Source organism: Acinetobacter calcoaceticus ANC 3811, assembly GCF_000399665.1.
GTDB lineage: Bacteria > Pseudomonadota > Gammaproteobacteria > Pseudomonadales > Moraxellaceae > Acinetobacter > Acinetobacter calcoaceticus_B.
In genome coordinates, this window is record NZ_KB976986.1 from 2,419,338 (window position 1) to 2,432,851 (window position 13,514).

At 40.6% G+C, this 13,514-nt stretch carries 10 protein-coding genes; 7 read left to right on the plus strand and 3 right to left on the minus strand.

Annotated elements, in window-relative coordinates:
• Positions 1–175: 175 nt before the first annotated feature.
• The 3 genes from ilvC to F935_RS12605 are packed head-to-tail and all read right to left on the minus strand — an operon-like array spanning position 176 to position 3,439.
• Positions 176–1,192, minus strand: coding sequence for a ketol-acid reductoisomerase (gene ilvC, locus F935_RS12595; RefSeq protein WP_016139261.1), 1,017 nt, complete (start codon positions 1,190–1,192; stop codon positions 176–178).
• A gap of 31 nt (positions 1,193–1,223) precedes the next feature.
• Positions 1,224–1,715, minus strand: a complete 492-nt coding sequence (gene ilvN / locus F935_RS12600) for an acetolactate synthase small subunit (protein WP_001215920.1) — start codon at positions 1,713–1,715, stop codon at positions 1,224–1,226.
• On the minus strand, positions 1,715–3,439 hold the full coding sequence (locus F935_RS12605; RefSeq protein ID WP_016139262.1) for an acetolactate synthase 3 large subunit: 1,725 nt from the start codon (positions 3,437–3,439) through the stop codon (positions 1,715–1,717). The genes ilvN and F935_RS12605 overlap by 1 nt, the downstream gene beginning before the upstream one ends.
• A gap of 504 nt (positions 3,440–3,943) precedes the next feature.
• On the opposite strand from F935_RS12605, the gene F935_RS12610 reads away from it, so the two are divergent.
• The 7 genes from F935_RS12610 (at position 3,944) to F935_RS12640 (ending at position 13,509) form a co-directional block, all read left to right on the plus strand.
• On the plus strand, positions 3,944–4,291 hold the full coding sequence (locus F935_RS12610) for a DUF4124 domain-containing protein (RefSeq protein ID WP_016139263.1): 348 nt from the start codon (positions 3,944–3,946) through the stop codon (positions 4,289–4,291).
• Positions 4,292–4,477: 186 nt separating this feature from the next.
• A complete protein-coding gene (gene leuS / locus F935_RS12615; protein WP_016139264.1) occupies positions 4,478–7,102 on the plus strand; it encodes a leucine--tRNA ligase in 2,625 nt (874 codons plus the stop codon).
• Between the two features lie 27 nt (positions 7,103–7,129).
• On the plus strand, positions 7,130–7,639 hold the full coding sequence (gene lptE, locus F935_RS12620) for an LPS-assembly lipoprotein LptE (RefSeq protein WP_016139265.1): 510 nt from the start codon (positions 7,130–7,132) through the stop codon (positions 7,637–7,639).
• A gap of 18 nt (positions 7,640–7,657) precedes the next feature.
• Positions 7,658–8,647, plus strand: a complete 990-nt coding sequence (gene holA, locus F935_RS12625; protein WP_016139266.1) for a DNA polymerase III subunit delta — start codon at positions 7,658–7,660, stop codon at positions 8,645–8,647.
• 107 nt (positions 8,648–8,754) lie between these two features.
• Positions 8,755–10,095: a MacA family efflux pump subunit gene (locus tag F935_RS12630; RefSeq protein WP_016139267.1), complete on the plus strand. Its 1,341-nt coding sequence runs from the start codon at positions 8,755–8,757 to the stop codon at positions 10,093–10,095.
• 2 nt (positions 10,096–10,097) lie between these two features.
• Positions 10,098–12,092: a MacB family efflux pump subunit gene (locus F935_RS12635; RefSeq protein WP_016139268.1), complete on the plus strand. Its 1,995-nt coding sequence runs from the start codon at positions 10,098–10,100 to the stop codon at positions 12,090–12,092.
• Between the two features lie 22 nt (positions 12,093–12,114).
• On the plus strand, positions 12,115–13,509 hold the full coding sequence (locus F935_RS12640; protein ID WP_080645766.1) for an efflux transporter outer membrane subunit: 1,395 nt from the start codon (positions 12,115–12,117) through the stop codon (positions 13,507–13,509).
• Positions 13,510–13,514: the final 5 nt, after the last annotated feature.

Below are 13,514 nucleotides of genomic sequence, written 5' to 3' on the forward strand. Positions count from 1 at the left end.
ACTTTATAAATCAATAGAGTAACCAAAAATTAAGCAGCCAATTATATGAAAAATATAGAATTTTCTTAATCTAATCAAGTTAGCTCAGTGGCTCTTTTCATATTCAAATAAAAACAGTATAAAAAAAGAACCCTGCTCAGTAGCAGGGTTCTTTTGAAGCTTTAGAAAAAGAAAATTAGTTCTTTTCTTTGTCTACGATTTTGTTCGCTTGAATCCAAGGCATCATTGAACGTAACTTATTACCAGTTACTTCAATACCATGCGCAGCATTTTGACGACGACGAGCAGTCATCGATGGGTAGTTTAAAGCACCCTCTTGAATGAACATCTTCGCGTATTCGCCAGATTGAATACGTTTCAATGCATTACGCATTGCTTCACGAGACTGTTCGTTAATTACTTCAGTGCCAGTTACATATTCACCATACTCAGCATTATTAGATACTGAGTAGTTCATGTCAGCGATACCGCCTTCGAACATCAAGTCAACGATCAATTTAAGTTCGTGTAAACATTCGAAGTAAGCCATTTCTGGTGCATAACCAGCTTCAACTAAAGTTTCGAAGCCCATTTTCACAAGTTCAACTGCACCACCACAAAGAACTGCTTGCTCACCGAATAAGTCAGTTTCAGTTTCTTCACGGAATGAAGTTTCGATAATACCAGTACGGCCGCCACCTACGCCAGAAGCATAAGAAAGAGCAACGTTACGTGCATTACCAGAAGCATCTTGGTGAATTGCGATAAGGTCAGGAACACCTGAACCACGTTGGTATTCAGAACGAACTGTGTGACCTGGTGCTTTAGGAGCAACCATGATTACATCTAAGTCTTGACGTGGAACAACTTGGTTATAAAGAATTGAGAAACCATGAGCAAATGCAAGAGTTGCACCTTCTTTGATGTTTGGCTCAATCACGTCACGGTAAAGTTGTGATTGGAATTCATCTGGAGTCAAAATCATTACGAGGTCAGCTTGCTTAACAGCAGCAGGCACTTCTGCAACTTTAAGACCAGCATTTTCAGCTTTCTTCCAAGAAGCTGAACCTGCACGTAAACCTACAGTTACGTCTACGCCTGAGTCTTTAAGGTTAAGTGCATGAGCATGACCTTGAGAGCCGTAACCAACAATCGCTACTTTCTTGCCTTGGATGATTGATAAGTCACAGTCTTTATCGTAAAAAATTTGCATTTGTGTTCTCCGCTAAAATACTTTTAAAAAATTAAATGGCTAATACTTTTTCGCCACGGGCGATACCAGATACACCTGAACGAACGACTTCTAGAATAGTGTTTTCTGCAAGTGCATCGATAAAACCATCTAATTTTTCAGTTGTCCCTGCTATTTGAATGGTATAGGTAGTTGGTGTCACGTCTACAATTTGCGCACGGAAAATATCCGCAGTACGCTTAATTTCAGCACGTGAAGCACCTAACGCTTTTACTTTAATCAACATCAGTTCACGCTCAATGTGTGAACCTTCTGATAAATCTACTACTTTTACAACTTCAACAAGTTTGTTGAGCTGCTTTGTAATCTGTTCAATCTTATGGTCATCACCATAAGTCGTTAACGTCAAACGTGACAATGTTGGGTCTTCGGTCGGGGCTACATTCAACGTCTCAATGTTATAGTTACGTTGACTGAATAAACCTACCAAACGAGAAAGCGCACCAGCTTCGTTTTCAACGAGTACAGAAATAATATGTCTCATTATGTACGCTCCCCTTTCCCTAACCACATATCCTTCATGGACTGACCTGCGATCAGCATTGGATAAACATGTTCTGTACGATCAACCATGACATTAATGAATACACATTTATCATTAATCGCCATTGCTTCAGCAAGCTTCGACTCTAGTTCATCAGCATGATCAATTTGAATACCAACATGACCATAAGCTTCCATTAACTTGCCAAAGTCAGGTAACGATTCAACGTATGAGCTTGAGTGACGACCTTCATAGTTCATATCTTGCCACTGTTTAACCATACCTAAAGCACGGTTATTCAAGCACAAGATCTTCACATTCATTCCGTATTGCTTACAAGTTGAAAGCTCCTGAATACACATCTGGATTGAAGCTTCACCGGTAATACAAACGACCTGTTGATCTGGGAAAGCTAACTTGGCTGCCATTGCATAAGGTAGACCTACGCCCATGGTGCCTAATCCGCCTGAGTTAATCCATTGACGCGGACGTTTGTACTTGTAGTACAACGCGCCAAACATTTGGTGCTGACCCACATCCGAAGTAATGATGGCATCACCATTAGTCGCTTTATATAAAGCTTCAACAACTTGCTGTGGCTTCATTGTGCCATCAGTTAGTGTTTCATACTTCAAGCCATGAACTTTACGCCATTCATTAATTTGATCCCACCATGCAGCAATTGCTTCAGGGTTAGGCTTAGACACATTCAATTGTTTCAACTGCGTCAACATTTCCTGAAGTACAGGCTCAACCGCCCCTACAATCGGAATGTGCGCCATGATCGTTTTTGAAATGCTCGCCGGATCAATATCAACATGAATAACTTTTGCATTCACACAGAATTTTGCAGGATTATTGGTTACTCGGTCATCAAAACGAGCACCAATTGCAAGAATGACGTCAGCATTATGCATCGCCATGTTTGCTTCATAAGTACCGTGCATTCCCAACATGCCCACGAACTGTGGATCATCGCCAGGGAAGCCACCAAGACCCATAAGTGTGTTAGTCACTGGATAACCAAGTAAATGAGCTAGCTCAGTCAATAATGCTGATGCATTACCTTGAACAACACCACCACCCGTATAAATCACAGGGCGTTTTGCACTTAAAAGTTCATCAATCGCTTTGCGAATTTGACCAGAATGACCGCGTGAAGGAGGCTGATAAGAACGCATCTTCACTTTTTCAGGATATTCGTACGCAAATTTTTCTGCAGGATTTGTCGCATCTTTCGGAATATCGACTACAACTGGGCCAGGACGACCACTTGATGCAATATAAAATGCTTTTTTGATAATTGCAGGAATTTCGCTTGCGTGACGAACTTGGAAGCTGTGCTTCACGATAGGACGTGAAATACCGACCATATCAGTTTCTTGGAAAGCGTCTTCACCAATAAGATGTGATGCAACCTGGCCAGACAAAATCACCATTGGGATTGAGTCCATATAAGCTGTTGCAATTGGAGTCACAGTATTAGTTGCGCCAGGTCCAGAAGTGACCAGTACTACGCCAGTCTTACCTGTAGCACGTGAGTAAGCATCTGCCATATGACCAGCAGCTTGTTCATGACGTACGAGGTAATGATTAATTTTGTCTTGTTGAAATAGCGCGTCATAAATATGTAATACAGCGCCGCCTGGATAACCAAAAACATGTTCAACGCCTTCGTCCGCAAGAGCACGAACGAGCATTTCACCACCAGATAAAAGTTCCAACGTGATTCACCCTAAAATCTTTATCACTATTTATGGAAGGCACAAATAGTGTTTCATTCATTGAATTGTCTGCACTGTTATAGCACACATATTGTCTAGTTTTCGTTGCAATAGAAAAATTTCTGTTTTTCAGCCGTATAAGCTTTTTTAACATTAATAAAGCATGTCTGGATATACATACTTTAAGTAAAATCAATCTCTCGGCTAGAGAGAATGTCTATTACAAAACATGACGGTTATTCGAAGGGTGATCAAATAATCGCATATAAAACTAAAGGAGCATTTTTGTTGTTTAATTCACTAAAGTCAAGATTAAAGAAAAGGTTTTTCCATAAAAATTTTTAGCTGCTTCTTTTTTAATCTAAAATTAAATCGTAAATTTGGTAGTTCTAACCTTTATTTATTAAAAATAATTATTCTTCTTTATATAAAACCATGCATTGTAAATTGCTTATTTATGAACTTTATTTAAATATAGCCAGCTTTCTTTTGGGAATATCCGATATGAATTTATCTTATTTAAAAACAAGATTATACACAGCACTTACAACAGCAATTTTAATTTACTCAAGCCAAAGTCAGGCACAGCAATATTATAAATGGATGGATAAAAGTGGCTCCACCCATTACACGACTACTCCACCACCTAAGAGTGCAAAACATTTGAACAAAGTTTCAACTTATGGCAGCCAGTCATCCGTAAAAAATTCGACACCCGCCCCAGAACAACAATCTCAAGATAAAACAGATAAAGTAGTGCAAGAGGCAACTAACGTCGCACAGGAAAAAAATGCACCCGCAGCTGCTATTCCACCTGCTACATCAGCCCCATCCACTCCCACACCACGATAAGTAAAATGAGAGTGATGAATATTTTCATCACTCTTCTATTATTTAAAATAAAGAAGAATAAATTGAGAAATGTTATTGCTCATATTAAAAGATAAAATCCTGATCTAAAAACTGACATTTCCTGTTATTTTGCGCTATGCTGTGCAGCAATCTTTCATTTCAATTTTCGTTGTATAGCTTACGTCTATGACTATTTCTCACATTGACCCCGAATATCAAGCAAACACGATTGAACCATCAGTTCAACAAGATTGGGAAAATCGTAAAGTCTTTAAAGTTGCCGACACTGTCGAAGGTAAACATCGCTACATCCTGTCAATGTTTCCTTACCCAAGCGGCAAGCTGCATATGGGGCATGTGCGTAACTATACAATTGGCGATGTAATTAGCCGTTTTTACCGTTTAAAAGGTGAAACTGTATTACAACCTATGGGTTGGGATGCATTCGGTCTACCTGCTGAAAACGCAGCAATTGCCCATAAAGTTGCTCCGGCAAAATGGACATTTGAAAACATTGCCTACATGCGTGACCAATTAAAAAAATTGGGTCTCTCTGTAGACTGGGATCGTGAATTTGCGACTTGTACACCAGAGTATTATCACTGGGAACAGTGGTTATTTGTTCAGCTTTATAAAAAAGGCCTGATCTACCGTAAACTTTCAACAGTAAACTGGGATCCGGTTGACCAAACAGTTTTGGCAAACGAACAAGTTGAAAATGGTCGTGGTTGGCGCTCAGGTGCATTGGTAGAAAAACGCGATATTCCAATGTACTACTTCCGTATTACGGACTATGCACAAGAATTATTAGACGACCTAGACACCTTACAAGATGGCTGGCCTCAACAAGTGTTGACCATGCAACGTAACTGGATTGGTCGCTCTACAGGTATGGAAATTACTTTCCCGTCGAGCAATACTGAAGTCTATGCAGATGCATTAACAGTTTATACAACTCGTGCTGACACTCTAATGGGTGTGACATACGTTGCTGTTGCAGCAGAACACCCTCTTGCGCTTAAAGCTGCTGAAAATAACCCTGAATTGGCTGCATTTATCGAAGAATGCCGCATGGGTTCAGTTGCAGAAGCTGACTTAGCCACAGCCGAGAAAAAAGGTATGGCAACAGGCTTGTTTGTAAAACATCCTGTAACTGGTGAAGAACTTCCTGTCTGGATCGCAAACTACGTATTGATGTCTTATGGTTCTGGCGCAGTAATGGCTGTACCGGCACATGACGAACGTGATTTTGAATTTGCTAACAAGTTCAATTTACCAATTAAACAAGTGATTGATGCCAAAGGTGCTGACGATGCAGACTACTCTGCAACTGAATGGCAAGAATGGTACGGTTCTAAAGAAGGTAAACTTGTTAACTCTGGCGAGTTTGACGGCTTAGAATTCCAAGCTGCTTTTGATGCTTTCCTTACAAAATTAGAACCACACAATTTAGCAAATTCTAAAGTTCAATTCCGCTTACGTGACTGGGGTGTTTCTCGTCAACGTTACTGGGGTTGTCCAATTCCAATGATTAACTGTGATACTTGTGGTCAAGTCACAGTTCCTGAAGATCAGCTTCCAGTTGTATTACCAACAGACGTTGTTCCAGATGGTTCAGGTAACCCGCTTAATAAAATGCCTGAATTCTACGAAACTAAATGTCCATGTTGTGGCGGCGATGCACGCCGTGAAACAGATACTTTAGATACTTTCGTAGAGTCATCTTGGTACTATGCACGCTATGCATCTCCAGACTTTACTGGCGGTCTAGTTAAACCTGAAGCTGCTCAAAACTGGCTTCCTGTGAACCAATACATTGGTGGTGTTGAACACGCAATTCTTCACTTACTTTATGCACGTTTCTTCCACAAATTAATGCGTGACGAAGGTGTTGTACAAGGTAACGAACCATTTACGAACTTGTTAACTCAAGGCATGGTGCTTGCAGATACGTTCTACCGTGAAGCAGAAAATGGCAAGAAAACTTGGTTCAACCCAGCTGATATTGAATTAGAACGCGATGAAAAAGGTCGTATTCTTTCTGCAAAATATTCAGGTGACGGCCAAGAAGTTGTAATCGGCGGACAAGAAAAAATGTCTAAGTCGAAAAACAACGGTATCGACCCACAAGCGATTATTGATCAATACGGTGCAGATACTGCTCGTGTATTCATGATGTTTGCTGCACCACCAGATCAATCTTTAGAATGGTCTGATGCAGGTGTTGAAGGTGCAAACCGTTTCTTGAAACGTGTATGGCGCCTTGTTGCTGGCTTCCTTGAAAAAGGCAACTCAGCTTCTACGATTGATGCAGCTAATTTGTCTAAAGACGCTCAAGATTTACGTCGTAAAACACACGAAACCATTCAAAAAGTAAGTGATGATATTGAACGTCGTCATGCATTCAATACTGCCATTGCTGCTTTAATGGAGTTGTTAAACGCAAGCAACAAGTTTGAAGCAAAAGATGACAATGACATTGCTGTAGAACGTGAAGCGATCACCACACTTTTAACTTTGCTCGAACCTTTTGCACCGCATTTAAGCCAAACTTTATTGGCTCAATTCGGCACAGATGTTACGGAAGCAACTTTCCCTGAAGTTGATGCTTCTGCATTAACACGTAATACGCAAACGATTGTTGTACAGGTTAACGGTAAACTTCGCGGTAAACTTGAAGTTTCTGTTGATATTTCTAAGGAAGATCTCTTAGCTCAAGCTAAAGCTCTACCAGAAGTTCAACAATTCTTAACCGGACCAACAAAAAAAGAAATTGTGGTTCCAAATAAACTCGTTAACCTCGTGGTTTAATTAAAGTTATTAATGAGAGGATCAAGCATGCACTTTGCCAAACGTTTAGCCGCTGTTGTTTTAACCTTAGGCCTTAGTGCAGGCTTAGTCGGGTGTGGATTTCATTTAAAAGGAACTAACCCGACTGCGACTCCGCTTGTTTATAAAAAGTTAAGCCTTGAGTTACCAGCTAAAACTGATGATTTGGAAACGCAGTTAAAAGTGTATTTAGCTGCCAATGGTGTTCAACTCAGCAATGATAATGATGCCTATGTACTTCGTGTTTTAGAGTACACACCACGTCGTCAGCTTTTAAACGGAAAACTAACTGAAGTATTATTACGTTTGACCGTAACCTTCCAGATTGAAGATCGTCAGGGTAATAAAATTACTGAACCACGCTCATTAACTGCATCTCGTAGTTATCAATATGACTTGGCAACAGTCAATACTGAAAATCAGCAAGAAAGTTACTTACGACGCATTGTAATTGATGATATTGCACAGCAAATTACTCGTCAGATTTCAGCAAATCGCTTACCAAAAGCTCAGCCTTAATCGGTATTTTTGCCAGCAATGAAAATTGACTATTTACAAGCCTTAAAACGTACTCCGGAAGCTCGGGGTGCGTGGATTTTGCATGGCCAAGAGCCTTTATTAGAACAAAATTTATTAGATGCTTTTCGCAAAAGCTGGCAACAACAAGAAGTTGAAAGACAGCGCTATGATATTAGTAGCGTAAGCGACTGGAAAAATGTCTTTAATGCACTTAATAGCTTATCTTTATTTTCTCAGCAGCTTGCTATTGAAGTACACGGCAATATAAAACCTGATGCGAATGGCTTAAAACAGCTTAAAAGTTATATACAACATAATGAACATAACCTGCTGTTAATTGTGTTACCCAAGCAAGATAGTAGTAGTTTAAAGTCTGCTTTTTTCCAAGTTGTTGAAGCAAATGGGGTTGTCGTCGCCCTAACAGCAAATTATCCACAAGACCGTCAACGTATTTTAAACGTAGAAGCAGAAAAGCTTGAAATCCAGCTAGACAACGATGCTTGGCAATGGTTAATGCAACATCATGAGCACAATTTGCTTGCAGCTAAAAATAGCTTGATGCGTGTAAGAGATACATTTCCAGACCAACAACTAATTCAAATTGAACAATTATATGCCTGCCTACAAGATCAATCACGCTATACCACTTATGATTTAAGTGATGCGTTATTAGAAGGCAACCTTGGACAATCTATTAAGATTTTTCAATATTTAATCGCAGCAGGCGAACCAGATAGTCTGATTTTATGGACTTTAAGTAAAGAAATGCGCTTGTTGATGCAATTGTTTGAACAGCCTCATAATGCCTTGCAACTTGGCATCTGGAAAACTAAGGTTGGATTATATCAACAAGCTTTGAGAAGATTAAATCCACAACAGTTTTTAGGCTGGTCTACCCTTCTATTGCAAATTGATGCAGCAATTAAAGGAATGTCGAACGAAAATGCAGAACATTTAATGCAGCAAGCGATTGCTGAATTATGTGGGAAAACATTATTTCTACAGTGATTCGGCTGAATCATTTTTCTTCATTCCTGAAATATCATAAAAATTCACGTTTTATCCTCATTTCGCTTTTATACTAAATTAAATTTTGAACTTTTCGACCTCTCGCCATGCCAAAAATAAAGCCAATCAAACTTGTTATTATCATCGTCTGTATAGTCATTATCGCTCTATTAGCTTGGAAGTTTTTCAAGCCAAAACAGCAACAGCCACAATATATTACTGCCGAGGTAACGCGCGGGGATATTGAAAATAATGTACTTGCAACGGGTACACTTGATGCAACCAAACTGATTAGTGTTGGTGCACAGGTATCTGGTCAGGTTAAAAAGATGTACGTGCAGCTTGGCGATCAGGTTAAGCAAGGTCAACTCATTGCGCAAATTGACTCGACGACCCAAGAAAATAGTTTAAAAACCTCTGATGCAAATATTAAAAATTTAGAAGCACAGCGCCTTCAACAAGTTGCTTCTTTGAATGAAAAACAACTTGAATACCGCCGTCAGCAACAAATGTATGCGCAAGATGCAACACCACGCGCAGATTTAGAATCGGCTGAGGCAAGCTATAAAACAGCTCAAGCACAAATCAAAGCGTTAGATGCACAAATCGAATCTGCAAAAGTCACAAAATCTACGGCGCAAACCAATATTGGTTATACGCGCATTGTTGCTCCAACAGATGGTACGGTTGTCGCAATTGTGACCGAAGAAGGTCAAACAGTAAACGCCAATCAAAGTGCGCCAACAATTGTCAAAATTGCAAAATTACAAAACATGACGATCAAGGCACAGGTCAGTGAAGCTGACATTATGAAAGTTGAGAAAGGCCAACAGGTTTATTTCACTACTTTAGGTGAAGACACTAAGCGTTACGCAACCTTACGTCAGATTGAACCTGCTCCAGACTCTATTTCTAGTGATTCGAACAGCACAACAAGTTCAACTACGAGTTCAGCTGTTTACTATAATGCCCTATTCGATGTGCCAAATACCGATGGTAAATTGCGTATTGATATGACTGCACAAGTTTATATCGTATTAAACTCAGCTAAAAATGCTCTACTCGTTCCGTCGTCAGCACTTAGCTCTAAACAATTTTCAGGTCAAAGAAAATCTGGTCAATCAACAAACAAAGCAAGCTCTACTCCAAGCGCGGAACGAAAACATCAAGGCAATGGAGCACGTTTAGAACGCTTAAATTTAACTGCTGAGCAAAAACAGTTAATTGAACAAGGTCAATTAACGTTAAGCGTAGTACGTATATTACAAGCCGATGGTACAACTAAACCAACTCAAATTTTGGTTGGCATTAACAACCGTGTAAATGCGCAAGTTCTTTCGGGCTTAAAACAAGGTGATCAAGTTGTGATTGCCGATAGTGCAGATACTTCTGCTGCATCAGCTAATAGTAGTAATAACCGTCGCCGTAGTGGCCCAATGGGAATGTAAGCATGACAAAACAAGCTTTGCTTGAAGTCAGCAATCTAGTCCGGGAATTCCCTGCTGGCGAAAGCACGATACAAATTTTAAAAGGCATTGACCTTACCATTTATGAAGGCGAACTGGTTGCCATTGTCGGTCAGTCTGGTTCTGGTAAGTCAACACTCATGAATATTTTGGGCTGTTTAGACCGCCCTACGAGTGGTAGTTACAAAGTTAGTGGACAAGAGACCGGTAAACTCGAACCAGATCAACTCGCTCGACTACGCCGTGAATATTTTGGTTTTATTTTCCAGCGCTACCATTTACTGGGTGACTTATCTGCTGAGGGTAACGTTGAAGTTCCAGCTGTTTATGCTGGTGTTACCCCTTCTGAGCGTAAACAACGTGCAACAGCTCTACTGACCGAATTAGGGTTAGGCACTAAAACACTTAATAGACCAAGCCAACTCTCGGGTGGTCAGCAGCAACGTGTTTCTATTGCTCGTGCCCTTATGAATGGCGGTGACGTTATCCTTGCGGATGAACCGACAGGCGCTCTCGACTCTCATAGTGGTGTTGAGGTGATGCGTATTTTGCGTGAACTCAATGCCGCAGGTCACACTATTATTTTAGTCACTCATGATATGCAAGTTGCAAAAAATGCGACGCGTATTATCGAAATTAGTGACGGAGAAATTATTAGTGACCGTCCTAATGTTCCTGATCAAGCTGCCGAATCAGGCAATTCTGATCCAGATGCCGCTCCAGCCTTGCAAGGCAAACAGAAGAAAGGCAAAAGTATTTCTGCATGGCGTTCTACTTTAGACCGTCTATCCGAAGCTTTTCAAATGGCTTTACTGTCTATGAATGCTCATCGCATGCGTACTTTTTTAACCATGCTTGGGATCATTATTGGTATTGCATCTGTTGTTACCGTGGTCGCCCTAGGTAAAGGTTCTCAGCAACAAATTTTAAGCAATATTAGCGGCCTCGGCACCAATACGATTACGGTGTTTCAGGGGAAAGGATTTGGTGATAACTCTAAAACAGCCAATTTTAAAACATTGGTTCCTGCCGATGCAGATGCGTTAATAACTCAACCCTATGTGAGTGCAGTCAGTCCAATCGTTAGTACATCTAAAACCATTCGTTATCAACAAAATGAAGCAAACGCGACCATTAACGGTGTGAGTAACGATTATTTCGATGTAAAAGGTTTAGTCTTTAAAGATGGCCAAACTTTTGACCAACGTAGTGTGCGTGATCGTTCACAAGATGTAGTGATTGATACCAATACACAAAAACAATTCTTTAGTGATGGTACTAACCCAATTGGACAAGTGGTGTTACTTGGTAGTGTACCGGCCCGAATTATCGGAATTGTAGAACCTCAAACCAGTGGAATGGGTTCAGATGATACATTAAATGTATATATGCCTTATACCACGGTCATGAGCCGTATGTTAGGTCAAGCCCATGTCCGTAATATCGTGATTCGCATTAATGACAAATATTCAACTACAGCCGCGGAAAATGCGATTGTAAACTTATTAACTCAGCGCCACGGTGCACAAGATATTTTCACCATGAACAGTGACAGTATCCGTCAAACCATCGAGAAAACAACCAGTACGATGACCCTTCTGGTTTCAGCAATTGCCGTAATTTCACTGGTGGTTGGTGGTATCGGGGTGATGAATATTATGTTGGTTTCGGTGACTGAACGTACTCAAGAAATTGGCGTGCGTATGGCTGTGGGCGCGAGACAAAGTGACATTTTGCAGCAATTCCTGATTGAAGCAATTTTAGTGTGTTTAATTGGTGGTGTGCTTGGCGTCTTACTGTCGCTTGGCCTTGGACAACTTATTAATAAATTTGCTGGCGGTAACTTTAGCGTGGCTTATTCAAGCACTTCTATTATTGCAGCATTTGTCTGTTCAACACTGATTGGTGTCGTTTTTGGTTTCTTGCCTGCCAAGAATGCCGCGAAACTTGACCCTGTTGCCGCACTATCTCGAGAATAAGGAAAATTGCATGTCTTTCTCTATGACTAAACTCAGCACAGCACTTCTTCTCACGGGTTCTCTTGTAGGATGTGCAGCTGTAGTAAAAACCCCTTATGAAACACCTGTGGTACAAGTTCCGGGTAGTTTTCAGTATGATGCCACCAAAGCAAAAACCATGTCTGCCGATCAATATTCTGATCGGTGGTGGACGCTTTTTGGCGATGCACAGCTTAATCAGCTCGTAAGCAATGTATTAGAGCGTAACAGTGATTTAGCAGTTGCCGGAATTGCATTGAAGCAAGCACGTCTACAAGCTGATCTAACTGCAAACAAACAAGGTTTACGTACCAGCTCTAGTGTTTCTACAGGACATTCTTTCGATTTAAATTCGGGAGATGATAGCTCTAAAGGTCTATCAATGAGTGCGGGTGTAAGCTATGAGCTTGACTTGTTTGGCAAGCTTGCACGCCAAACCGAAGCAAGTAAATGGGAAGCTTTAGCAACTGAACAAGATCTACAAGCCACTGGGCAAAGTTTAATTGCCACCACTGCCAAACTCTATTGGCAACTTGGTTATTTAAATGAGCGTTATACAACTGCACAGCAAAGTCTAGCAACTTCTCAGAAGCTTTATGACTTGGTACAGATTCAATATAAAGCTGGCGCAGTTTCAGGTGTAGATCTGACTCAAGCAGAACAATCGGTACAAAGCCAGAAAGCGAGTTTAAGCCAGATTGAACAACAATTGGTTGAAACACGAACGGCTATTGCAGTGCTATTACATGAACCATTGCAACAGTTAAATATTCAAGAGCCTAAACGTTTACCACGCAATGCACTGCCGGTAATTGGTGCGGGCTTACCCGCTGATATTTTATCGCGTCGTCCCGATTTACAAGCCTCTGAGCTTCGTTTGAAAAAAGCACTCGCGACTAAAGATGCTACTAAGGCGAGCTACTATCCATCGATTAGCTTAACCAGTAGTTTGGGCTCAAGCAGTACATCGTTGACAGAACTGTTACGTAACCCTGCCCTGACGCTTGGTGCAAGTTTAAGCTTACCATTTTTGCAATATAACGATATGAAGAAGGATATCGCGATTAGCAATCTGGATTATGAAAAAGCGATTATTCAATATCGTCAAACGCTTTATCAGGCTTTTGCTGACGTAGAAAATGCTTTATCGAGTCGTACCGAACTCGATAAACAAGTAGCACTACAAGAACGTAATGTTGAACTTGCAGAAAAAACTGAACGTTTAACTGAAGTCCGTTACCGCTATGGCGCTGTTGCATTAAAGACGCTTCTTGATGCTCAACAAACCACACGTACTGCACGGTTAAGTCTTGTTGAAACCAAGCAAAGCCAATACAACGCTTATGTCACCCTCATGCAAGCTTTAGGTGGTTCACCTGTAAAAGAACTTCCTCAATAACTTGC

Excerpts from the sequence above, each read along its gene's own strand:
- ilvN (WP_001215920.1), bottom strand. The coding sequence starts at position 1,715 with ATGAGACATATTATTTCTGTACTCGTTGAAAACGAAGCTGGTGCGCTT.
- F935_RS12610 (WP_016139263.1), top strand. The coding sequence starts at position 3,944 with ATGAATTTATCTTATTTAAAAACAAGATTATACACAGCACTTACAACA.
- F935_RS12635 (WP_016139268.1), top strand. The coding sequence starts at position 10,098 with ATGACAAAACAAGCTTTGCTTGAAGTCAGCAATCTAGTCCGGGAATTC.
- F935_RS12640 (WP_080645766.1), top strand. The coding sequence starts at position 12,115 with ATGACTAAACTCAGCACAGCACTTCTTCTCACGGGTTCTCTTGTAGGA.
- leuS (WP_016139264.1), top strand. The coding sequence starts at position 4,478 with ATGACTATTTCTCACATTGACCCCGAATATCAAGCAAACACGATTGAA.
- ilvC (WP_016139261.1), bottom strand. The coding sequence starts at position 1,192 with ATGCAAATTTTTTACGATAAAGACTGTGACTTATCAATCATCCAAGGC.
- F935_RS12630 (WP_016139267.1), top strand. The coding sequence starts at position 8,755 with ATGCCAAAAATAAAGCCAATCAAACTTGTTATTATCATCGTCTGTATA.
- lptE (WP_016139265.1), top strand. The coding sequence starts at position 7,130 with ATGCACTTTGCCAAACGTTTAGCCGCTGTTGTTTTAACCTTAGGCCTT.
- holA (WP_016139266.1), top strand. The coding sequence starts at position 7,658 with ATGAAAATTGACTATTTACAAGCCTTAAAACGTACTCCGGAAGCTCGG.